Origin of the sequence: Streptomyces sp. NBC_01750, from assembly GCF_035918095.1 — a bacterium.
GTDB lineage: Bacteria > Actinomycetota > Actinomycetes > Streptomycetales > Streptomycetaceae > Streptomyces.
In genome coordinates, this window is the sequence record NZ_CP109137.1 from 8,453,065 (window position 1) to 8,476,596 (window position 23,532).

A 23,532-nucleotide genomic window follows, 5' to 3' on the forward strand; every position below is an offset into this window, starting at 1 on the left:
TTCAGTGCCTACGGCAAAGAACGAACACAACGAGCAGGCGGTACGTCACCGCTGGGTGGCACTTACCGTGGTGACACTCGCGGCCTTCCTCGACAACCTGGACGCCAATGCCGTCACCGTCGTACTCCCCGACATCCAGAAGGACCTGGGGGCGACCTTCGGCACTGCGCAGTGGACGCTGGCCGGTTACACCCTGGCCTATGCCCTGTTCCTGATCACCGGCGGACGGCTGGGAGACATCTACGGGCGCAAGCGTCTGTTCCTGACCGGAGTTGTGGGCTTCACTCTTGCCTCGGTCGTCGCCGCCACGGCGACGAACGCCGAGATGCTCGTGGCAGGGCGGTTCGGTCAGGGCTTCACAGCGGCGCTGATGGTGCCGCAGGCGGTGTCGGTCATCATCACGATGTTCCGCCAGGACGAATGGCCGGGCGCATTCGCCGTCATGGGTATCGCGCTGAGTGTGGGAAGTGTCGGCGGTCCGCTGCTCGGCGGTCTGCTGGCCGAGGCGGACATCATGGGGCTCGGCTGGCGCGCCCTGTTCTTCCTGAACGTGCCGCTCGGAGTGCTCGCGGTGGCCATCGCCGCCCGGTACATGCCCGAGACCCGTTCCGACACACCACTGCGGCTCGACATCACGGGTGTGCTGCTGCTGACCGTGGCCTCGCTCGGCCTGATGTATCCGCTGGTACAGGGACACGAACTGGGCTGGCCCGCCTGGTCGATGGCCGTGATCGCACTGTCCCTGGTGCTGTTCGGCGTGTTCGTGGCGCAGCAGCGTCGCCGCCAGGAGCGCGACGGTTCCGCGCTGATTCCGCCGTCGCTGTTCGCCTACCGCTCCGCCAAGATCGGGCTGCCGCTGGTGGTGCTCTGCTACGGCGGTGTCGCGTCCTTCTTCCTCGTCCTGAGCTACCACGAGCAGGTCGGCCTGGGCTGGTCCGTACTCAAGACCGCGCTGGTGATGGCGGCGTGGCCGATCGGCATCATCGCGACCTTCCAGATCGCCTGGCGGTTCTCGGGCGGCCGCGGTCGTGACTTCGTACGGGGTGGGGCACTGCTCCTGGCTCTCGGCGGGGCCGGCGTGGTGTGGACCGTCAACTCCGGCGGTGCGGACCTGAACTGGGTTCCGCTGGTCTTCTCCGAGCTCGTCATGGGCTTCGGCCTGGGGCTGACCGCTCCGGTCCTCACGGCCGTCGTGCTCGGTGATGTGCCGCCGGAGAACGCGGGCGTCGGCTCGGGAGTGCTCAATGCGGCCATCCAGTTCGGCTCGGCCGCGGGTGTCGCGGGCGTCGGAGCCGTCTACTTCAGCCGCCTCGGCAGCGGGAGCGACATCGGCGACTTCTCCTCGGTGACCTCGACGACGCTGGGCGTCAACATCGCCCTGTTCGTGCTGACGGCGGTGCTCGCCACCTTCCTCACCGGCCGCAAGGACGCGGCGGAGGCGGCCGCGGAGTCGGACGCCGGAGGGACCCAGCCCGAGCACGCCGCCGAACTGGCCGTGTAAAGCAAACCACCTTGTCCATCATCCGTTTCATCTGGCCGAGAACAATTCCCGAAAGCCAGGAGCCGATTGTCGGTCTCCGAATGCCGTGCCATGATGAAATTCCCCCAGTGTTAGATGTCAGGAGGAGCACATGACCGACACGCCCCAGTGGGATTCCGTGCCGCAGGACGACGCCAAGGACAAGTTCAAGAAAGCCCTTGAGCAGAAGGGCAATGCGTCCCGGGCGAAGAAGGCGCACCAGGACGGCCGGATGCAGGTCAAGAACATGAGTGGACCCGCAGGCCAGAAGAGGTTCTACCGCCGAAAGACCGGGTGACGGGCACACACCGCCCCGAGAGTTTCGCAAAGGCTGCCGCGCCCGTCCGCAAAGGACGGGCGCGGCAGCCTTTCATCGTCTGCGGAAACGCCCGGCAAGGATTGGTCACGTTTCCCTTCATGGGGATTGCTTCACGCGCTTGAAACCCGCTCAAGGATTGCTTGATTATTGCTTCAGGAACGGTCGACAAGCGTCCGTCACATACTCGGGGGTGATCGGTGAAAAAGCCTGTCACGGCGCTGTGTTCAGCGAATTCCGGCCGAATCGTCCGGACGGCTTCCGGTGGCCGTGCACGCCTTCCATGGCGGGAGCCGAGCCGTCTTCCAGTGCCGTTCGAGTACCGGCGGCGAAGGTGTGGGTACGGGCGCGGAACAGGCGCGCATCATGCGATGAGGGAGTTGACCGCCGCCGCCATGACCGCCGCCGAGACCACCGAGACCACCGAGACCACCGAGAACCCGGCCGGCGCGCGCAGCCGGTGGGAGGCCGACGCCCTCGCGCGCGCCGCCCGCCTCGAACGCCGGCTCGGCGATCCCTACGATCCGGCCAACCCGCACGGTCTGCGCGCCCTGTTCGCCGCGGACGAACGGCGCACACCGCCCGCGGAGACCGAGCAACTGCTCCTGGGAACAGGCCTCGGCGCCGAGTTCGTGCCCGCGGAGTACGGCGGACGACTGCTGCGCGCCGATCTGCTCGCCCGCGCCCTGCGCCCTGTCTTCCGGCGCGACGTCGCGCTCGGCTTCGGCGTCGGCATCACCTCGCTGTTCGCCACCTCCGCGGTCTGGGCGGCGGGCACGGAGGAACAGCGCCGGAGCACCGCCGACCTGCTGCTCGACGGTGGCCGGGCCACGATCCTGCACCACGAACTCGCCCACGCCAACGCGATCCTGCGGCATGAGTTCACCGCACGCACCGCACCGGGCGGCGGCTATCTGCTCCACGGCCGCAAGGACGTGATCATCAACGCCTCGCGTGCCGACATCTACGTCGCCTACGCGCGGACCGACCCGGCGCGCGGACCGCGCAGCCACTCGGTGCTGCTCCTCGACCCCACGCAGCTGCCCTCAGGCCGGGTGCGCGGGCTGCCCCGTATCGCCACACCCGGCATGCGCGGCGCCCTGTTCTCCGGGCTGGAGTTCGACCACTGCGCCGTCCCCGGCGGCGCACTGGTCGGCCGCACGGGCGAGGGCGTCTCCCTGGCCCTGCGCACCTTCCAGATCAACCGCAGCCTGATCTGCGGCGTCGTCACCGCGGCCGCCGACACCGTGCTGCACTCCGCGGTGCGCGCCGTCACCACCGGCCGCAGCGCGCCCGTGGCCCGCCGCTGGCACAAGCCGCTGACGGGCGTCTTCGCCGATCTGCTGGCCTGCGACAGCATGGCGACCGTCGCGCTGCGCGCGCTCAGTCTGCTGCCCGACCGTGCCCATATGCTCGCCGCCGCCGTCAAATATGTGGTGCCCGACCTGCTGCGGGAGGACCTGGAGGAGCTCGCCGCTGTGCTCGGCTCGCGCGGATTCGAGCTCGACAGCCCCGAGTTCGGCGCCCTCGACAAGCTGGCACGCGATCTGCCGGTGGCCGGACTCGGCCATGCCGGAACCGCCTCCTGCCAGGCCGTCATCGTCCCGCAGCTGCGCACCCTGGCCGAGCGGGCCTGGTTCGCCGAGGAGGAGCCGCCCCCCGAGCTGTTCCGCAAGGGCGCCGAACTGCCCTGCCTGGACTACCGGTTGCTGGGCATCGCCGATGGTGGCGACTTCATGGCCGCCTCCCTGACCGGTTCCGCCGCCAGACTCGCCGCGTCCCGTGGCGTCGGCGGCCGGCTGACCGCACTCGCCGACCTGGCCGAAGGCTTCGTCACCGAACTGCGCGCCCTGCGCGAACAGTGCCGACAGCTGCCGGACTTCGGCACCAGCGGCCCGCCGGGCCCCGCGGTGTGCGTACTCAGTGACCGCTACTGCCTGGTGGTCGCCGCAGCGGCGGTCCTCGGCATCTGGGAGGGCCAGGACGGCACCGACCCCTTCCTCGCCGACCCCGCCTGGGCGGTCCTCGCGCTGTCCCGGCTCGGCGCGCGGCTCGGGATTCTCGTACCCGAACTCAGCGACGACTGCCTGGGACAGGTGCTCGAGGAGCTGATCCGCCGCTACCGGACCGGCAGCAGCTGCGACCTGGACGCCACGGAACTCGCCCGGTGAGCACAGCGAGACAAGGGAGTGAACACGGATGACGGACACGCAGCGCATCACGGCGCCGATCCACGTCGGCGGCCCGGACGGGCCGTGGCACGAGGTGTACGAGGGAATGGAGCAGCGCGGCAACGCGGTGGTGTACACGACATGGGGCGAATGGCTCCCCTTCGCCGTCGTGGACCCCGCGCTGCGCCCGCTCCTCGGCCGCGACTGGCAACGCTACCGCCGCACTGCCGACCCCACGGTCCGCTACCGCTTCGTCGCTTCACGGCTGGCCCTCAAATTCACCGCGGCAGCCGCACTGGGCACCACCCCCGCCGAGCTGGACCTCGCGTACAAGCTCGGCGGCCGGCCGTATCTGCGCGGCCTCGACCAGATCGACGTGAGTCTCACCCATACCGACGACCTGATCGCCGTGGGTATCAGCCGCAACGGCAGGATCGGCGTCGATGCCGAACCGTCGAGTCGGCTGATGTCCTTCGAGCTGCTCAACAGCCATGTGTGCACGCCGGCGGAACGCCTGGAGCTCGAAGGTCTGCCCGACGGCCGGCGGGCGGCCGGGATGCTGCGTCTGTGGACCCTCAAGGAGGCCTACACCAAGGCGATCGGCCAGGGACTACGCCTGGGCTTCACCGAGTTCGGCTTCGGTCCCGGCAGCGGCGGACTGCTCGCCCCCGACGGCACCGCGGCGGCGCGTGGCGAGTGGGCGTTCTCCACCCATGAGGTGCTGGGTCGCTATCTGGTGAGCGTGGCCTGCCACGACGCGGGCCTCGACACCTCACGCGACACCGCGACGCGGACCATGCTCGACGAGGGATTCATGGGGGCGGTCACGGAGCTGCTCGCCCCCGGCTGCGCCTGACGCCTACGGTCGCCGCGGGCCGACACCGCGACCTCATGAGCCGCGGAATCAACCCCGCCTGAGAAGCGTTCGGGCCGCAGTCCAGTCCCGCTGGAGAAAACAGGGCCTTTGCCCCACTTGTGGCTACCGTGCTGCTGATGGCCGCGACGCGAGGCGAGGAGGGCGCCATGGCAGAACGGAGCCCCCCGTCACCTCCGGCCCGTCGCGCGCCCTTCCGGTGCTTCCCGGTGGTGCGCCGCCTCCCCACCGGACGCACCACCGGGGCCAATCCCTCCATACGCGCGACCGTGCACGCCTTCGGCGCAACGGCAGCGCCGCCCCGCTGAACGCCGCGCGGAAAGGCGGGCCGAAGCCCGGCCGACCGCCGTGTCAGCGGCATGTCAGCCCCGTATGGGCCGCCTTTCGCATACTCGTTCCGCGCTCGCAGAGAGGAGTGAGGGGTTTCTCAGCACCTAGCCGCAGACCATGACGCGGATGTGCGCACCCCGGACAGCGATGACCGCAAACTGCTCCTCAGACGTGGCGATGACCGTGGTCGTCGACCCCGGGCAGCCTCCCTACGACACCCCGCCCGTGCTGGAACTGCGCGGCCCCGTGGACCCCGCCCGCATCGAGGCGGCCTTCGACCGGGCCGCGGCGCATCAGGGCGAGGGAATGGCCTGGCAGCACCAGCTGCTGCGGCATGGCCCCGACCACCACACGCTGCACCTCAGCACCGAGGCCGAAGGCGTACCCGCCGGCTTCCCGGCCGGCCTGCTGGCCGACCTGCTCACTCTCGCGCTCGTCACCACGTCACCGCTCGCCCCCGCCCAGTACGCGGCGCTGCGGGCCGCCCGTACCGGGACACGCCCCCGTTACACGTCCGCCGTACTGGAGGCACGAGGCCCCCTCGATCCCGTAGCGCTGAGGCACGCCCTGTACGCCGTCGTCGCCGCCCACCCCCTGTTGTCGGCACGCCTGGACAGCCGCTCCGGTGGCCGGATGACCTGCCACCCGACACCCCGGGCCGCCCACGAGCTGCTGTGGGAGGAGGAGTTCACCGACGAGGCCGGGGTGCGGCGGGCAGTCGCCGCCGCGGGCCGCAGCCTGGACCCGTCGGCCGGCCGCACCGTACAGGCGGTGCTGGCCCGGGACCGCCGCCCGGCAGGACCGTACGCCGACCGGCTCGTGCTCGTCGTCCACGAGCTCGTCGTCGACGACATCTCCTGGCGGATCCTGCTGGAGGACCTGGAGGCCGCACTCGACGCGATCGACGCGGGCGCCCCGCCCGGACTGCCGCCCGAGGCCGTGCCCTTCGAGGAGTGGATCGCCAGTCTCCGACGCGGCGCCGCCGATCCCGGCGAGGCGGTCCGCTGGCGCGAGACGGCCGACGCGCGTGCCTCGGCCCAGGCCTTCGTCGCCTCGCTGCCCGTACCGGACACGGCACCCCTGCACCACCCGGGATTCACCCTCGACGCCGCGGCGACCGCACGGCTGACCGGTCCGCTGCCCAGGCGGTACGGCCTGAACGTTCAGCAAGTGCTCACCGGAGCCGTCGGGCTGGCGCTGGCCCGCTGGCGGGGACACCAGGACGTCGCCTTCGACCTGCGGACGGACGGGAGGCAGGGCAGCCACGACCTGGCCCGCACCGTCGGCCCCTTCGCATCGGCCCACCCCGTCCTCCTCGACGCCGACCGCACCCGGCCCGCCGACGGCTATCTGACGCAGGCCGCCCCCGCGCTCGCCGAAACGGGCGGCACCGCGTTCGTGGCCTGCAGCGAATACACGCCGGATCCGGTGCTGCGGCTCGTACTGCGCGAGCTCGTGCCCACCCTGGTGTCCTTCACCCCGCACGGCCCTGACGAACTGCCGCCCGCCACCAGCCGGTTCCGCGCAACAGCGGAACACCGCCCGGCCCGGCACACCACTGCGCGGTCCACCGTGGACATCCACTCCCGCGTCATGGACGGCATGCTGCGGATCTCCGTGGACTGGGTGCCGTGCGCCGTCGACGGCGTCACCGAGGACTCGGTGCAGGCCCTCACCGTCCTCCTGCGCGACGTCCTGGAAGAGCTCGCCGGGAGCGAGCACCACAGCCCGTCCGTACGGAGCCTGGCCCCGTCCCCGCTCCAGCGGGAGCTGTTCACCGACGCCGCAGCCCACCCCGGCACCGGCCGCCATGTCGAACAGCTCGCGTGGACCTGGTACGGGCCGCTGGACACCAGCTGCTTCACCGCGGCCTGGCAGTCCGTCTTCGACCGCGATACCGCACTGCGCGTCGCCTTCGAGGACGGCCCCGAGCTCCGGCTCGTACTCCACGACCAGGTGTCGCCCGAGGTGGTACGGCTGCCCCACGGCGCCGCCGAATGGCGTGAGCTCGTCGCGCGCGACCGGCTGCGCGGCTTCGACCTGCGCCGGCCCGGGCCCCTGCGGGCCACGCTGCTGGACGGCGACCTGGACCAGGCCGCCGCGGGGTCGTTCACCCGGGTCCTGTTGACCTATCACCACGCCCTGCTCGACGGCTGGAGCGTCCGGCTCCTGCTGCAGCAGTTCTACCGCGCCTATCTGGCCGGAGGCACGCTCCCCGGCGGTGACCGGCGCCCCGACATCCGCGACTACACGGACTGGCTCCGTGCTCAGGACACGGCGGCTGCCAAGGAGTTCTGGACCCGGGCCGCACCGCGGGCCGGTGCGGCGACCTCCCCGGTGCCCGCGGCGTCCGCGCTGCCCGCGGGCCCGGCAGGCCGGCTCACGTCATGGGCCGGTGCGTCCGCGGTCCGCGCCGGAACAGGCCGCATCCGGCTGCGGCTCACACCGGACGAGGCCGCCAGGCTCAGCGCCTGGGCGGGCGGCTGGGGCGTTACGGAGAGCAGCGCGCTGCAGGCCGTCTGGGCCCTGCTGCTGTACCGGGCCACCGGTGCCGCCGGACCCGTGCCGATCCGCTTCAGCGTGGCAGTGTCCGGACGTGGCATCGCGCTCGAAGGCGTGGACCGAATGCCGGGAACGCTGCGCAACCCGCTGCCGATGTCCGCCGAGGTCGACCCGGAGTCGACCGTGCCCAGGCTGCTCGCCGCCCTGCGCGACCAGGCGCTGGACAAGGCCGCGTACGAGTGGGTCTCGGCAGGCCAGATCCGTGCCTGGACCGGCCGTCCCGACGGAGCCGACAGCCTGGGCGCCGCGGAGGTGCACCCCGACGACACCCTGCTCGTCTTCGAGAGCCGCCAGCAGCAGGACGGACTCGCACAAGAACTCGCCGCCCGCGGCATCCGGGTGGGATTCCCGGAGACCACCGGCACCAGCACCGCGCACCCCCTCACCCTGGTCGCCCACCACGACAGCGCCGGAGGCCTGGTGCTGACAGCCACCCACGACCTGGCCCGCTGCGCCGACGCCACCGGCGTCCTCAACGACGGCGCCCGGCTGCTGCGCGAACTCCCGCACATCGCCGACGAGTTCCGGACCATCGCCGACGTACTGCGGACCCTGACCCCCCTTCGCGCGCCGGACGACACCACAGAGCCCGCGTTCATCACCCTGCGGGCGGCCGAACGGCCCGGCGCGAGCACCGTCTGCCTCGTCCCGGCGCCCGGCACGCCCCGCTCCTGCTACGACCAGCTCGCCCGCCTGTACGAAGGACCCGGGGCACTGCTGCTCCTGAGCCCGGCCCCCGAAGGGGCGAAAGCCCACCTCGCCGCGCTCCGGCCGCTGCTCGACGCGGGCGAACGCCTTGTGCTCGGCGGCTTCTCGGGCGGCGGAGTCATCGCGTACGGGATCGCACAGCTCATCGCGGCGGACGGCGGGCGGCCTCCGCTCACCGTCCTCAGCACTGCGACCACCGGACCGGGGACCGCGGCCGCCGACGGCGAGGAAAGCGTCCGCGCCCTCGCCCGGATGCTCGAAGAGGCCGCGGAACGAGCCTGATGCCCCCCGCACACAGACCATCCACACAACCCTGACCTTCTGGAGAGTCATGTCCCGTCGCCTGTTCACCTCGGAGTCCGTTACCGAGGGCCACCCCGACAAGATCGCCGACCAGATCAGCGACACAGTCCTCGACGCGCTGCTGCGCCAGGACCCGGCCTCCAGGGTGGCGGTCGAGACGCTGATCACCACCGGCCAGGTGCACATCGCGGGCGAGGTGACGACCGCGGCGTACGCCGACATCGCCACCCTCGTCCGCCAGAAGGTGCTCGAGATCGGATACGACTCCTCGGCCAAGGGCTTCGACGGCGCCTCCTGCGGTGTCTCGGTGTCCATCGGCGCGCAGTCCCCGGACATCGCCCAGGGCGTCGACTCGGCCTACGAGCAGCGGGTGGAGGGCGACGAGGACGAGCTGGACCGGCAGGGCGCCGGCGACCAGGGCCTGATGTTCGGCTACGCCACCGACGAGACACCGTCCCTGATGCCGCTGCCGATCCACCTGGCACACCGGCTGGCGCGCAGGCTGACCGAGGTTCGCAAGGACGGCACCGTCCCCTACCTGCGCCCCGACGGCAAGACCCAGGTCACCGTCGAGTACGTCGGCAGCCGCCCGGTCCGGCTGGACACCGTCGTCGTCTCGTCCCAGCACGCCTCGGACATCGATCTGGACTCGCTCCTCACTCCCGACATCCGCGAGTTCGTGGTCGAGCACGTGCTGGCGGACCTCGCCGACGACGGCATCAAGCTCGACACCGACGGCTACCGGCTGCTGGTCAACCCGACAGGGCGCTTCGAGATCGGCGGTCCGATGGGCGACGCAGGCCTCACCGGCCGCAAGATCATCATCGATACGTACGGCGGCATGGCACGCCACGGCGGCGGCGCCTTCTCGGGCAAGGACCCCTCGAAGGTGGACCGTTCGGCCGCCTACGCGATGCGCTGGGTCGCGAAGAACGTCGTGGCGGCCGGCCTCGCCGCGCGCTGCGAGGTCCAGGTCGCCTACGCCATCGGCAAGGCCGAGCCGGTCGGTCTGTTCGTCGAGACCTTCGGCACGGGAGCCGTCGCCCAGGGCCAGATCGAGAAGGCCATCACCGAGGTCTTCGACCTCCGGCCGGCCGCGATCATCCGCGACCTGGACCTGCTTCGTCCGATCTACGCGCAGACGGCTGCCTACGGTCACTTCGGCCGCGAACTCCCGGACTTCACCTGGGAGCGGACCGATCGCGCCTCGCAACTCAAGGCCGCCGCCGGTCTCTGACCACGGACGACCGGCAACAACCGACCGGCAACAACCGGCCACCGGCCCCGCCCCGGCCCCAGTGCCGCCAACAGGAGTTCAGGAGTGCATGTGCGTATCGCGGTGACAGGCTCCATTGCCACGGACCATCTGATGGTCTTTCCCGGCCGGTTCGCGGATCAGCTGATCCCCGACCAACTCGCCCATGTCTCCCTGTCCTTCCTCGTCGACGAGCTCGAAGTGCGCCGTGGTGGGGTCGCCGCCAACATCGCTTTCGGGCTCGGCAGCCTCGGTCTCACGCCACTGCTGGTGGGGGCCGTGGGAAGCGACTTCGCCGAATACGAGGTCTGGCTGAACGAGCACGGCGTCGACACTGGCGCCGTCCGTGTCTCCGCCACCCGGCAGACGGCCCGCTTCATGTGCATCACCGACCAGGACTCCAACCAGATCGCGTCGTTCTACGCGGGCGCGATGGCGGAGGCTGCCGACATCGGCATCGGTAACCTGTCCACTTCCCAGACCCGCCCCGACCTCGTGCTCGTCTCACCGAACGATCCGGCAGCGATGCTGCGGCACACCACAGAGTGCCGGGAGCTCGGCATCCCCTTCGCCGCCGACCCTTCGCAGCAGCTCGCGCGGCTGGAGCAGGGCGAGGTGCGGGACCTCGTGGACGGCGCGGAGTGGCTGTTCACCAACGAGTACGAGGCCGCGCTGCTGCTCGAACGCACCGGCTGGACACGCGAGAAGGTCCTCGCACTGGTGGGCACCTGGGTCACCACCCTGGGCGAGGCCGGAGTGAGGATCGACCGCGCGGGACAGCCACCGCTCACCGTCCCGGGCGTCGCCGACACCCCCGTCGTCGATCCGACCGGCATCGGAGACGCCTTCCGGGCCGGCTTCCTGGCCGCCCACAGCCGGCAGCTGCCCCTCGTGCCCGCCGCCCGGCTGGGCTGTACGGTCGCGTCCCTTGCCCTCGCGACGGTGGGCTCGCAGTCGTACCGGGCCGACCCCGCGCAACTCCTCGCGACCGTCGAGAAGGCCTACGGCACGGACGCGGCGAAACCGCTCGTGCCGTGGCTGGGCGGCCGGTCGTGACGGGCACCCGGATCGACGCCCTGCGTGAGGCGCTCGCCACTCGTGTGGTGGTGGCTGATGGTGCGATGGGCACGATGTTGCAGGCGCAGGATCCGACGCTTGAGGACTTCGAGAATCTCGAGGGGTGTAACGAGGTCCTCAATGTGACGCGGCCGGACATTGTGCGGTCGGTGCATGAGGAGTATTTCGCGGTCGGTGTGGACTGTGTGGAGACCAATACCTTCGGTGCGAATCTGGCGGCGTTGGGGGAGTACGACATTCCCGGGCGGGTCTTCGAGCTGTCGGAGTCGGGGGCGCGGATCGCGCGTGAGGTGGCGGACGAGTTCACGGTGTCGACGGGGCGGCAGCGGTGGGTGCTGGGCTCGATGGGGCCGGGTACGAAGCTGCCGACGCTGGGGCACGCTCCGTATGTGAAGCTGCGGGACGCGTACCAGCAGAACGCGGAGGGCATGATCGCCGGTGGTGCGGACGCGTTGCTGGTGGAGACGACGCAGGACCTGCTGCAGACGAAGGCTGCGATCCTGGGCGCGCGCCGGGCGCTGGAGGCGACCGGTACGAGTCTTCCGGTGATCTGCTCGGTGACGGTGGAGACGACCGGGACGATGCTGCTGGGTTCGGAGATCGGTGCGGCGCTGACGGCGCTGGAGCCGCTCGGTATCGACATGATCGGTCTGAACTGTGCGACGGGTCCGGCGGAGATGAGTGAGCATCTGCGCTATCTGGCCCGGCATTCGCGGGTTCCGCTCTCGTGCATGCCCAATGCGGGGCTGCCGGTGCTGGGCAGGAACGGTGCGCATTATCCGTTGTCGGCGGGTGAGCTGGCGGATGCGCAGGAGACGTTTGTGCGGGAGTACGGGCTGTCGCTGGTGGGGGGGTGCTGCGGGACGACGCCGGAGCATTTGCGGCAGGTGGTGGAGCGGGTGCGTGGTCTTGTTCCGACGGTGCGGGAGCCGCGTCCGGAGCCGGGTGCGGCGTCGTTGTACCAGACGGTGGCGTTCCGTCAGGACACCTCGTACATGGCGATCGGTGAGCGGACGAACGCCAATGGCAGCAGGAAGTTCCGTGAGGCGATGCTGGAGGGCCGCTGGGACGACTGTGTGGAGATTGCGCGGGATCAGATCCGTGAGGGCGCGCACATGCTGGATCTGTGTGTGGATTATGTCGGGCGGGACGGTGCGGCGGACATGGAGGAGCTGGCCGGCCGGTTCGCGACCGCGTCGACGCTGCCGATTGTGCTGGATTCCACCGAACTGAACGTGCTGCGGGCGGGGTTGGAGAAGCTGGGCGGCCGGGCGGTCATCAACTCGGTCAATTATGAGGATGGTGACGGTCCGGAGTCCCGGTTTGCGAAGGTGACTGCGCTGGCGCGGGAGCACGGTGCCGCGTTGATCGCGCTGACCATCGATGAGGAGGGCCAGGCCCGTTCGGTCGAGCACAAGGTCGCGATCGCGGAGCGGCTGATCGGTGATCTGACGGGCAACTGGGGTGTGCATGAGTGCGACATTCTCATCGACACGCTGACGTTCACGATCTGCACGGGGCAGGAGGAGTCCCGCAAGGACGGGGTGGCCACGATCGGGGCCATTCGTGAGCTGAAGCGGCGTCATCCGGCGGTGCAGACGACGCTGGGTCTGTCGAACATCTCCTTCGGGCTGAACCCGGCGGCCCGGGTGGTGCTGAACTCGGTGTTCCTGGACGAGTGTGTGAAGGCGGGTCTGGATTCGGCGATTGTGCACGCGTCGAAGATCCTGCCGATCGCCCGGCTGAAGGAGGAGGAGGTCCGGGTCGCGCTGGATCTGATCTACGACCGGCGGGCCGAGGGCTATGACCCCCTGCAGAAGCTCATGGAGCTGTTCGAGGGCGTCAATATGAAGTCGATGAAGGCGGGCAAGGCGCAGGAGCTGCTTGCCCTGCCGCTGGGGGAGCGCCTGGAGCGCCGCATCGTGGATGGTGAGAAGAACGGTCTGGAGGCGGATCTGGATGAGGCTCTGCGGTCCCGTCCGGCGCTGGACATCGTCAACGACACGCTGCTGGAGGGCATGAAGGTTGTCGGTGAGCTGTTCGGTTCCGGTCAGATGCAGCTGCCGTTCGTGCTCCAGTCGGCCGAGGTGATGAAGATCGCGGTGGCGTATCTGGAGCCGCACATGGAGAAGACCGACGCGGACGGCAAGGGCACGATCGTGCTGGCCACCGTCCGTGGTGACGTGCATGACATCGGCAAGAACCTCGTCGACATCATCCTCTCCAACAACGGCTACAACGTGGTGAATCTGGGCATCAAGCAGCCGGTCTCGGCGATCCTGGAGGCCGCGGAGGAACACCGGGCGGACGTCATCGGAATGTCCGGGCTGCTGGTCAAATCCACGGTGATCATGAAGGAGAACCTGGAGGAGCTCAACCAGCGCAAAATGGCCGCCGACTACCCCGTCATCCTCGGCGGCGCCGCCCTGACCCGCGCCTACGTCGAACAGGACCTCCACGAGATCTACGAAGGCGAAGTCCGCTACGCCCGCGACGCGTTCGAGGGCCTGCGGCTGATGGACGCCCTCATCGGCGTCAAGCGCGGCGTCCCCGGAGCCTCCCTCCCCGAACTCAAGCAACGCCGGGTGAAGCCGGTGGCCACGGCCATCGTGGAGGATCGCCCGCAGGAGAGTCCGGGTCGCTCGGACACCGCGACCGACAACCCGGTCCCCGAGCCGCCGTTCTGGGGCACGCGGGTGATCAAGGGCATCCAGCTGAAGGAGTACGCCTCCTGGCTGGACGAAGGCGCGCTCTTCAAGGGCCAGTGGGGTCTCAAGGAGGCCCGCAAGGGCGGACCCGGTTACGAGGAACTGGTGGAGAGCGAGGGCCGGCCCCGTCTGCGGAGCTGGCTGGACCAGCTGCACACCCGCAACCTGCTGGAGGCGGCCGTGGTCTACGGCTACTTCCCCTGCGTGTCGAAGGGCGACGACCTCATCCTCCTGAACGAGGACGGCTCCGAGCGGACCCGCTTCTCCTTCCCGCGCCAGCGCCGCGGCCGCCGGCTGTGCCTGGCGGACTTCTTCCGCCCCGAGGAGTCCGGCGAGACCGACGTGGTCGGCCTCCAGGTCGTCACCGTCGGCTCGAAGATCGGCGAGGCGACCGCCGAGCTCTTCGCGTCCGACTCCTACCGCGACTACCTCGAACTCCACGGCCTGTCCGTCCAGCTCGCCGAAGCCCTCGCCGAGTACTGGCACGCCCGCGTCCGCTCCGAACTCGGCATCGGCAGCCAGGACCCCCACACCCTCGACGGGATGCTCCGCACCGAGTATCAGGGCTGTCGTTACTCGTTCGGCTACCCGGCCTGCCCCGATCTGGAGGACCGCGCGAAGATCGCCGATCTGCTGGAGCCCGGACGGATCGGCGTCGAGCTCTCCGAGGAGTTCCAGCTCCACCCGGAGCAGTCCACCGACGCCATCGTGATCCACCACCCCGAAGCCGGTTACTTCAACGCGGGAGGCAACCGCGCATGAGCACCCTGCGCGAACTGCTCGCGAGCGGCACGCCGTCCTACTCCTTCGAGTTCTTCCCGCCGAAGACAGCGGCGGGAACCCGCACTCTCTGGCAGGCGATCCGGCGCATCGAGGGGCTTTCGCCGACATTCGTGTCCGTCACCTACGGTGCCGGCGGCTCCTCCAGGGACCGTACCGTCGAGGTGACCAAGCGGATCGCCGCCGAGACGACCCTGCGGCCGGTCGCCCATTTGACCGCCGTCGGTCACTCCGTGACCGAGCTGCGCCACATCATCGGCCAGTACGCCGACGCGGGCGTACGCGACGTCCTGGTCCTGCGCGGCGACCCGCCGGGTGACCCGAACGGCCCCTGGGTCCCGCACCCTGCCGGCTTCACCCACGCTGCCGAACTGGTCGCGCTGGTCAGGCGGTCGGGCGACATGAGTGTCGGGGTGGCGGCCTTTCCCGAGCGGCACCCCCGCTCGCCGGACTGGGAATCCGACATCCGGCACTTCGTCGCCAAGTGCCGGGCCGGCGCCGACTACGCCGTCACGCAGATGTTCTTCGACGTCGACGACTATCTCCGTCTGCGCGACAGAGTCGCGGCGGCGGGCTGCGACACCCCGGTCATCCCGGAGATCATGCCCGCCACTGACGTACGCCAGATCCGCCGCTTCGCCGAACTCAGCAATGCCACCTTCCCCGGTGAGCTCGCCCGCCGCCTGGACGCGGCGCGCGAGGACCCGGCCGAAGGGCATCGCATCGGCGTCGCGTACGCCACCGCCATGGCGGACCGGCTGCTGGCCGAAGGCGCCCCAGGTCTGCACTACATCACCCTCAACCGTTCGACGGCTACGACAGAGATCCACCGGAACATCCAGAACTCAAGGAGTGCGCATGTCCTCGCAGCCGACCGCTGACTTCACGGACTTCAAAGTCGCCGATATCTCGCTTGCCGAGTTCGGCCGCAAGGAGATCAACCTCGCCGAGCACGAGATGCCCGGTCTGATGTCGATCCGCAAGGAGTACGCCGAGGCGCAGCCCCTCGCCGGCGCCCGCATCACCGGATCGCTGCACATGACCGTGCAGACGGCAGTCCTCATAGAGACGCTGGTGGCGCTCGGCGCCGAGGTCCGCTGGGTCTCCTGCAACATTTTCTCCACCCAGGACCACGCCGCTGCTGCCATCGCCGCTGCGGGTATCCCGGTCTACGCCTGGAAGGGGGAGACGCTGGAGGAGTACTGGTGGTGCACGGAGCAGGCCCTGACCTGGCCGGGTCACAGCGGCCCGAACATGATCCTGGACGACGGCGGTGACGCGACCCTCCTGGTCCACAAGGGCGTGGAGTTCGAGAAGGCCGGTGCCGTTCCCGCCCCGGCCTCCGCGGACAACGACGAATTCCGCGTCGTACTCGAACTGCTGAACCGCTCCACCCTCAAGTGGTCCGCGCTCGCCGCCGAGATTCGTGGCGTGACGGAGGAGACGACGACGGGTGTGCACCGTCTGTACGAGATGCACCGGGATGGCACTCTGCTCTTCCCGGCGATCAATGTGAACGATGCCGTCACCAAGTCGAAGTTCGACAACAAGTACGGCTGCCGCCATTCGCTGATCGACGGCATCAACCGTGCCACCGACGTCCTGATCGGCGGCAAGACGGCGGTTGTGTGCGGCTATGGCGATGTGGGCAAGGGCTGCGCGGAGTCGCTGCGCGGCCAGGGTGCCCGTGTCATCGTCACGGAGATCGACCCGATCTGCGCGCTGCAGGCGACGATGGACGGCTATCAGGTGACCACGCTGGACGAGGTGGTGGAGACGGCGGACATCTTCATCACCACGACCGGCAACAAGGACATCATCATGGCCTCGGAGATGGCCAGGATGAAGCACCAGGCGATCGTCGGGAACATCGGTCACTTCGACAACGAGATCGACATGGCCGGCCTGGCCGCCGTCCCCGGCGTCGTCAAGGACGAGGTCAAGCCGCAGGTCCACACCTGGACCTTCCCCGACGGCAAGGTCCTGATCGTGCTGTCCGAGGGCCGGCTGCTGAACCTGGGCAACGCGACGGGTCACCCCTCGTTCGTGATGTCGAACAGCTTCGCGGACCAGACGCTGGCCCAGATCGAGCTGTTCACCAAGCCCGAGGAGTACCCGACCGACGTCTACGTGCTGCCCAAGCACCTGGACGAGAAGGTCGCCCGGCTGCACCTCGCCGCGCTCGGCGTGAAGCTGACGACGCTCCGTCCCGAGCAGGCCGCCTACATCGGCGTCGACGTCGACGGCCCGTACAAGTCCGACCACTACCGCTACTGAGACCACCCGCCACCAGCTGAAACCGGCAAGAGGGCCGGCCGGGAAACGGACTTCGAGCGGTCCGTTCCCGGCCGGCCCTCCCGCCGGTGTGTGTCGGTTGCATGGTGTCGTGCCGTGCGCCCATACCGGCCCACCGGGCCGAACGGGTCTTCAACCGGGACGAGTTCCTGACCTCCGTCGAGGCGGAGGCCATTTCCTCTCCTCGTTGAGTTCATGCTCACCGGCGGGTGCCGGGCTTGGGCAGCGGACGGGGGCGGGGGACGGAGCGGGGCTTCTGCGGCTGGACGCCGCGACCGCCGTGACCGCCGCTGAACTGGGTGAACGTTCCGGTGCGGTGCTGGGAGGTGTGACGGGCTCGCATATTGACTCCTCGTGTCTGCTGCGATGTACTCTCTTGGAGTGCTTTGAATGTAGTACTTCACTTGAAGTGGTGTCAATGGACTTCGGAGAATTTTCATGAGGCAGAACCCAGCACGCCGTACCGCACTGCTCGACGCGGCCATCGAGGTCCTCGCCCGCGAGGGGTCACGCGGGCTGACGTTCCGCGCGATCGACGCCGAGGCCAAGGTGCCCGCCGGCACGTCGTCGAACTACTTCGCCAACCGTGCCGAGTTGCTGCGGCAGATCATGGACCGCACCCACGAGCGGCTGACGCCCGAGGCGACCGCTCTCGCCGACACCATGCAGGCAGGGCCCTCCACCGAACTGGTGACGACCCTGATGCACCAGCTTGTCGACCGCATGCGCGCCGACCGCAGCAGCTACCTCGCCATGCTGGAGTTGCGCCTCGAGGCGACGCGCCGCCCCGAGATCCAGCGCGACCTGAACAAGGTCTTCAGCGCGGAGCTGGACTCCAACGTCCGCTTCCACATCGAGGCAGGCCTGCCCGGCGACCGCATCGCCGTGGTCCTGCTCTACCTCGCCACGCTCGGCCTGATCGTGGACGACCTCACCGTGCCCGAGACCCTCGCCCCGTACCCGTACGACGAGCTCATCGGCGAGATGGTGAAGCGCCTCGTGACTCCTTGCCCCGAGTGAGACACGCACCCGCACCGGCCGAGGACCACGCGTACGGGACGGGTACGTGCCACTGCCCCGGCGGGACGGCCGTGAGGAGCCCCGTCGTAACCGACGCGGGCGTCCGCACCCCCGGCGGCCGCGGGGGAGTGCTGGAACGGGGACGGACGGCGGGGCGCGTCGTACAGCCGTGCGGGGGGCGACGCTGACCGTCGCGGCCGGCTCGGGCTCCGGCGGGCGTCACCCATTCGACCAGCTGGATGACGACGCCGTCGGGGTCGGTGACCCCGAGCAGACGCTCGCCCCAGGGCTCCTCGCGCAGCGGCATCGTGATGTTGCTGCCCTCACCGCGCAGGCGTTCGTCCTCGGCAGCGAGGTCGGCCACGGTCAGGGCGATGATGAGGCCGGCCGCGTGCTGGTCGCGCTGCTCCTCGGGAAGGATTCCACTCCCGCGCCGCAGCAGGACGATGTCGAGGGCCGCGTCGTCACGCCCCAGCGAGGCGAACCCGTCGGCGGCCATCCGCTCGGCGAAGCCGAAGTGGGTTCTGAGGAACGCACTGGACGCGGCGACGTCGTCGACCTTCAGCGACACGGTGGACGTGGTGACGTTCAAAGGTGCTCCCTGACGGTGGGACCGGTGGCCGGATCTGTTCGGGCGGACACGGCTGACGCTCGCGGTTGTGCCCCTGATGAGCACGCCGCTCCTGAGGTGTGAACCCGCTCTCCGTGAGCCGGGTTTCGCGTGGGTCGGAGGCAGATTCAAGCGGCTCTCCAGGCCGTTCGAGGAGTCTCAGCGCCATGAACGGTCGCGTCCGGCGGCAGCGCGGACCCGGCGGTGGCGCGGACAAGCCCGGCGCACGGGGCCGCGCGGCCGGTGCTCCGGCACCCGCTCTGCCATCAGGAGGACAACTGTGAGGAACAGCCGATGAGACGGGTCGTCATCACGGGTATCGGAGTCGTCGCCCCGGGCGGGGTGGGCACCAAGGAGTTCTGGGAGCTGCTGACCGCGGGCCGTACGGCCACCCGGCCCATCACCCTGTTCGACGCCTCCGGCTACCGGTCACGGATCGCCGCCGAGGCCGACTTCGACCCGGCAGCGCACGGATTCGGCACCGAGGAAGCCGGGCGCCTCGACCGGGCCGCCCAGTTCGCCCTCACCAGCGCCCGGGAGGCGCTCGCCGACAGCGGTGCGGCCGATGGGCTCGACCCGTTGCGCACCGGGGTGACCCTCGGCAGCGCGGTCGGCTGCACCACGGGGCTGGACAACGAGTACGCAGTCGTCAGCCGCCACGGCAGCGAATGGAACGTCGACCACACACTGGCCGTCAGGCATCTCTTCGACTACTTCGTGCCCAGTTCCATGGCGGCCGAGGTGGCCAGGGCCACCGGCGCCCAGGGTCCGGTCTCGCTGGTCTCCACCGGCTGCACATCGGGGCTGGACTCGATCGGGCACGCCGTCGAGCTCATCCGCGAGGGCAGCGCCGACGTGATGGTCGCCGGCGCCACCGAGGCGCCGATCTCGCCGATCTCGGTGGCCTGCTTCGACGCCATCAAGGCGACCAGCCCGCGCAACGACGACCCCGCGACCGCTTCCCGGCCCTTCGACCGCACCCGCAACGGCTTTGTGCTGGGCGAGGGTTCGGCCGTGCTGATCCTCGAGGAGGCCGAGCGGGCCCGGCGCCGCGGCGCCCAGGTGTACGCGGAGATCTCCGGCTTCGCCAGCCTCAGCAACGCCTACCACATGACCGGACTGCGGTCGGACGGCAAGGAGATGGCCGAGGCGATCCGGCTCGCCCTGGACGAGGCGCGGCTCGACCCCACTGCCGTCGACTACATCAACGCCCACGGCTCCGGCACCAAGCAGAACGACCGGCACGAGACCGCCGCCTTCAAGCGCAGCCTCGGCAGCCATGCCCACGAGGTGCCGGTCAGCTCCATCAAGTCGATGATCGGCCACTCGCTGGGGGCGATCGGTTCGCTCGAGCTGGCGGCCAGTGCGCTGGCCATCAAGTACGACACGGTGCCGCCGACGGCCAATCTGCACGAGCCCGACCCGGCCTGCGACCTGGACTACACCCCGCTCACCGCCCGCGAGCAGCGCACCGACACGGTGCTCAGCGTGGGCAGCGGCTTCGGCGGCTTCCAGAGCGCTGTCGTTCTCACCAGCCCTCGCCTCAAGGAGGCAGCATGACCACGGCCACAGCCGCGCCGGGGGCCGCCCGGAATACCGCGCGTCTTCCCTCTTCCCGTACGGCAAGAGCCGTGGTCACCGGCATCGGTGTGATGGCGCCCAACGGCCTGGGGACGGAGGCGTGGTGGGCCGCCGTGCTGCACGGCGAGAGCGGCATCCGTCCCGTCACCCGCTTCGACGCCACCGGCTATCCGGTACAGCTGGCGGGCGAGGTCCCCGGTTTCGTCGCCGAGGACCACGTCCCCGGCAGGCTGCTGCCGCAGACCGACCGGGTGACCCAGCTGTCGCTGGCCGCGGCCAAGGCGGCTCTGGAGGACGCCGGGGCCGACGTGGACCAGCTGCCCGAGTACGGAGCCGGCGTGGTCACCGCCAGTTCCGCCGGCGGGTTCGAGTTCGGCCAGCGCGAGCTCCAGGCGCTGTGGAGCAAGGGCGGCCAGCACGTCAGCGCCTACCAGTCGTTCGCCTGGTTCTACGCCGTCAACACCGGCCAGATATCCATCCGGCACAACATGCGCGGCGCCAGCGGCGTCATCGTCTCCGAGCAGGCGGGCGGCCTCGACGCCACCGCCCAGGCCCGGCGGCAGATCCGCAGGGGCACCCCGCTGGTGATCACCGGCGGCGTCGACTCGGGCCTGTGCCCGTGGGGCTGGGCCGCCCATCTGGCGGACGGTTCCATGAGCACCGTCGCCGACCCGGCGCGCGCCTACGTGCCGTTCGACGCCGCGGCCTCGGGCCATCTCGTCGGAGAGGGCGGCGCACTCCTGGTCCTGGAGGACGCCGACAGCGCGCGTGAGCGCGGCGCCCGCCCGTACGGCGAACTCGCGGGACACGCGGCAACGTTCGACGGTCCGGGCACCCCGAGGCTCGCCGACGCGGCGCGGCTCGCACTGGCCGACGCCGGGGTGCGCCCCGGTGACGTCGATGTGGTCTTCGCCGACGGTGCGGGCGAGCGCGCGGCCGACCGGGCGGAGGCCGAGGCGATCGCCGATGTGTTCGGCCCGTACGCGCTGCCGGTCACCGTGCCCAAGTCCATGACGGGACGACTCCTTGCGGGCGGCTCCTCGCTGGACCTGGCCGCAGCGCTGCTCGCCCTGCGCGACCAGACCGTACCGCCGACCACCGGCACCGCCGCGCCCGCCGACGACTGCCCCATCGACCTGGTGACCGGCGCCCCCCGCCGGGGCGTGCGGCTGCGCACAGCGCTGGTCCTGGCCCGTGGGCGGGGCGGGTTCAACGCCGCCGCCGTCGTACGCGCCGCGGACTGACGCGCCATCCGATCCACCCCCACCCCCCGTCCGCCGACAGGCGTGACGGGCACCCGAAGGAGAGAGCCCCATGGAACGAATGGAACTGAGCGATCTGATCACCCTGCTGCGCGAGTGCGCCGGCGAGAGTGAGTCGGTGAACCTGGACGGCGACATCATGGACGTCCTGTTCCTCGACCTCGACTACGACTCGCTGGCGATCCTGCAGACCACCGGACGCATCGAGCGGGACTACGAGATCACGCTGGACGAGGAGGCCATCGACGCAGCCGAGACCCCCCGCCAGTACCTCGCACTCGTCAACCGGGTGCTGGCCACCCGGGCGGTGGTCTGAGCCACGACGCACACGTCGGCGACGCCGTCCCCCGGCTCCGGCGCCCGCAGGCCAGGGCCTTCCCCCGGCGGCCGCCGGGCCGCCGGGGCAGCCACCCCCTACCCCGGCCCGGTGCGCCCGCGTCGCCCCCGGCGGCACCCCGGTCGAGGTGCGGGCCGGCCTGTTCACCAACACCTTCCGCCCCGAGCGGCCCGCCCACCCAGAAGGTTGCATGATGACTGCTCCCAGCCGTAGGCGCTTCGTCGCCGGTACGTTCACGGCCTCCGCCGCCGCCGGGCTCGCCGCGGCGGGCATCGCTCCCGCGTCCGCCGCCCCCGCGGCCGGGGCGAGGGAGGCGGAGGCGCCCTGGATCACTCCTGGCGACCCGCGCTACGCGGACTTGGCGGTACGCGGCAGCAACAAGCGCTTCGCCGCGCACCCCGACGCCTTTCGCCCCGTGACCACCACCGCTCAGGTCGTGCAGGCCGTCGGTGATGCCGTACGGTCGGGCAAGCGCATCGCGGTGCGCAGCGGCGGCCACTGCTACGAGAACGTCGTCGGCGATCCGGCCGTCCGGCTGGTCGTCGACCTCGGCGGGATGAACGCCGTCTCCTACGACCCGAAGATGCGCGCCTTCATGATCGAGGCGGGCGCGCAGCTGACGGACGTCTACAAGAAGCTCTATTACGGCTGGGGCGTCACCCTGCCCGGCGGCGCGAGCGCCACCGTGGGCTTCGGCGGCCACATCGCGGGCGGCGGGTACGGGGCGCTCTCCCGCGCCTTCGGGCTGGCCGCCGACCACCTGTACGCCGTCGAGGTGGTCGTCGTCGACCGCGAGGGCCGGGCCCGCGCGGTGGTGGCCACCCGGGAGGCGTCCGATCCCCGCCGCGAGCTGTGGTGGGCCCACACGGGCGGTGGTGGCGGCAACTTCGGCGTCGTCACCCGCTACTGGTTCCGCTCACCGGGAGCGGTCGGCTCCGACCCGGCGCGGCTGCTGCCGCGTCCGCCGTCCGGCATCCTCTCCAACGCGGTGATCTTCCCCCGCGAGGGCATGGACAAGGCGGCCTTCCGGCGGCTGCTGCGCAACCACGGCGAGTGGCACGAGCGCAACAGCGCCGCCGACTCTCCGTACGCCGGGCTGTACGGCGGCCTGGTGCTCCTCGGCCGGCTCAAGGAGAACGACCCGGGCCAGAGCGCCGTCAGCTTCACACATATGGACGCCGACCGGCCCGAAGCGGCGCGTCTGCTGGCGGACTACGCCGCCGCACTGACCGAGGGCGTGCCCGTCACCCCGTACGTCACCGACGTGCTGAACGAGCCCTGGCTCACCGCGACGCTCACGCTCGCCGACTCGCAGGACACCGACAAGGGCCGCCAGAAGATCAAGTCGGCCTATCTGCGCCGGGCGTGGAGCGGGGCGCAGGCCGACGCGCTCCACACTCACCTGAACAGCACGGACCACAGCTACCAGGCGGCGTCCGTCTCACTCCAGTCCTTCGGCGGCCGGGTCAACAGCCTCGGCACGTCGGCCACCGCGAGCGCGCACCGCGACGCGATCCTCAATGTGATCTTTATGAACACGTGGCAGGACGCGGCGGGCGACGCCGAGAACATCGGCTGGCTGCGGCGCACTTACCGCGACGTGTTCGCGTCCACCGGCGGTGTGCCGGTGCCCGGCCGGGGCGGCGACGGCTGCTACATCAACTACCCGGACATCGACATGGCCGATCCCGAGTGGAACACCTCGGGCGTGCCCTGGCACCGCCTCTACTACAAGGACAACTATCCGCGGCTGCAGCGGGCCAAGGCCGTCTGGGACCCGCGGAACGTCTTCCGGCACTCGCTGGCGATCCGCCCCGCGTGACC

Annotated in this window: 17 protein-coding genes; 15 read left to right on the forward strand and 2 right to left on the reverse strand. The window is 70.4% G+C overall.

What is annotated here, in order from left to right; genetic code table 11:
- Window positions 1–4 precede the first annotated feature (4 nt).
- The 10 genes from OG966_RS38125 (at window position 5) to ahcY (ending at window position 16,880) form a co-directional block, all read left to right on the forward strand.
- Window positions 5–1,501 carry an MFS transporter gene (locus tag OG966_RS38125; protein WP_326654685.1) on the forward strand — a complete coding sequence of 499 codons (1,497 nt, stop codon included), beginning with the start codon at window positions 5–7 and terminating at the stop codon, window positions 1,499–1,501.
- 130 nt (window positions 1,502–1,631) lie between these two features.
- Window positions 1,632–1,817, forward strand: a complete 186-nt coding sequence (locus OG966_RS38130; protein WP_326654686.1) for a DUF5302 domain-containing protein — start codon at window positions 1,632–1,634, stop codon at window positions 1,815–1,817.
- Between the two features lie 389 nt (window positions 1,818–2,206).
- Window positions 2,207–4,006, forward strand: coding sequence for an acyl-CoA dehydrogenase family protein (locus tag OG966_RS38135; protein WP_326654688.1), 1,800 nt, complete (start codon window positions 2,207–2,209; stop codon window positions 4,004–4,006).
- A 28-nt stretch (window positions 4,007–4,034) separates the two neighbouring features.
- On the forward strand, window positions 4,035–4,862 hold the full coding sequence (locus tag OG966_RS38140; protein ID WP_326654689.1) for a 4'-phosphopantetheinyl transferase family protein: 828 nt from the start codon (window positions 4,035–4,037) through the stop codon (window positions 4,860–4,862).
- A gap of 495 nt (window positions 4,863–5,357) precedes the next feature.
- Window positions 5,358–8,762, forward strand: a complete 3,405-nt coding sequence (locus OG966_RS38145) for a condensation domain-containing protein (protein WP_326654691.1) — start codon at window positions 5,358–5,360, stop codon at window positions 8,760–8,762.
- A 49-nt stretch (window positions 8,763–8,811) separates the two neighbouring features.
- The gene (gene metK / locus OG966_RS38150) at window positions 8,812–10,020 is read left to right on the forward strand and encodes a methionine adenosyltransferase (protein WP_326654692.1); all 1,209 of its coding nucleotides are present in this window, start codon (window positions 8,812–8,814) and stop codon (window positions 10,018–10,020) included.
- Between the two features lie 90 nt (window positions 10,021–10,110).
- Window positions 10,111–11,094, forward strand: a complete 984-nt coding sequence (locus tag OG966_RS38155) for a carbohydrate kinase family protein (protein ID WP_326655536.1) — start codon at window positions 10,111–10,113, stop codon at window positions 11,092–11,094.
- A complete protein-coding gene (gene metH, locus OG966_RS38160) occupies window positions 11,091–14,585 on the forward strand; it encodes a methionine synthase (protein ID WP_326654693.1) in 3,495 nt (1,164 codons plus the stop codon). The genes OG966_RS38155 and metH overlap by 4 nt, the downstream gene beginning before the upstream one ends.
- Window positions 14,582–15,484 (forward strand): methylenetetrahydrofolate reductase [NAD(P)H], encoded by a 903-nt coding sequence (gene metF, locus OG966_RS38165; protein ID WP_326654694.1) that lies wholly within the window; start codon window positions 14,582–14,584, stop codon window positions 15,482–15,484. The genes metH and metF overlap by 4 nt, the downstream gene beginning before the upstream one ends.
- Complete coding sequence (gene ahcY / locus OG966_RS38170; protein WP_326654695.1) at window positions 15,462–16,880, forward strand: adenosylhomocysteinase; 1,419 nt, start codon at window positions 15,462–15,464, stop codon at window positions 16,878–16,880. The genes metF and ahcY overlap by 23 nt, the downstream gene beginning before the upstream one ends.
- 217 nt (window positions 16,881–17,097) lie before the next feature.
- Here ahcY and OG966_RS38175 read toward each other — a convergent pair whose 3' ends face one another.
- Window positions 17,098–17,241, reverse strand: coding sequence for a hypothetical protein (locus tag OG966_RS38175; protein ID WP_326654696.1), 144 nt, complete (start codon window positions 17,239–17,241; stop codon window positions 17,098–17,100).
- 95 nt (window positions 17,242–17,336) lie between these two features.
- Between OG966_RS38175 and OG966_RS38180 the strand changes: the two genes are divergently transcribed.
- Window positions 17,337–17,918, forward strand: coding sequence for a TetR/AcrR family transcriptional regulator (locus tag OG966_RS38180; RefSeq protein WP_326654697.1), 582 nt, complete (start codon window positions 17,337–17,339; stop codon window positions 17,916–17,918).
- On the opposite strand, the gene OG966_RS38185 is transcribed toward OG966_RS38180, so the two are convergent.
- Window positions 17,872–18,510: a VOC family protein gene (locus tag OG966_RS38185; protein WP_326654698.1), complete on the reverse strand. Its 639-nt coding sequence runs from the start codon at window positions 18,508–18,510 to the stop codon at window positions 17,872–17,874. The two genes, OG966_RS38180 and OG966_RS38185, sit on opposite strands and share 47 nt — an antisense overlap.
- Before the next feature lie 312 nt (window positions 18,511–18,822).
- On the opposite strand from OG966_RS38185, the gene OG966_RS38190 reads away from it, so the two are divergent.
- The 4 genes from OG966_RS38190 (at window position 18,823) to OG966_RS38205 (ending at window position 23,530) form a co-directional block, all read left to right on the forward strand.
- A complete protein-coding gene (locus tag OG966_RS38190; RefSeq protein ID WP_326654699.1) occupies window positions 18,823–20,088 on the forward strand; it encodes a beta-ketoacyl-[acyl-carrier-protein] synthase family protein in 1,266 nt (421 codons plus the stop codon).
- Window positions 20,085–21,353 carry a ketosynthase chain-length factor gene (locus OG966_RS38195; protein WP_326654700.1) on the forward strand — a complete coding sequence of 423 codons (1,269 nt, stop codon included), beginning with the start codon at window positions 20,085–20,087 and terminating at the stop codon, window positions 21,351–21,353. The genes OG966_RS38190 and OG966_RS38195 overlap by 4 nt, the downstream gene beginning before the upstream one ends.
- A 70-nt stretch (window positions 21,354–21,423) precedes the next feature.
- A complete protein-coding gene (locus OG966_RS38200) occupies window positions 21,424–21,687 on the forward strand; it encodes a phosphopantetheine-binding protein (RefSeq protein WP_326654701.1) in 264 nt (87 codons plus the stop codon).
- 214 nt (window positions 21,688–21,901) lie between these two features.
- On the forward strand, window positions 21,902–23,530 hold the full coding sequence (locus OG966_RS38205; protein WP_326654702.1) for an FAD-binding oxidoreductase: 1,629 nt from the start codon (window positions 21,902–21,904) through the stop codon (window positions 23,528–23,530).
- Window positions 23,531–23,532 lie beyond the last annotated feature (2 nt).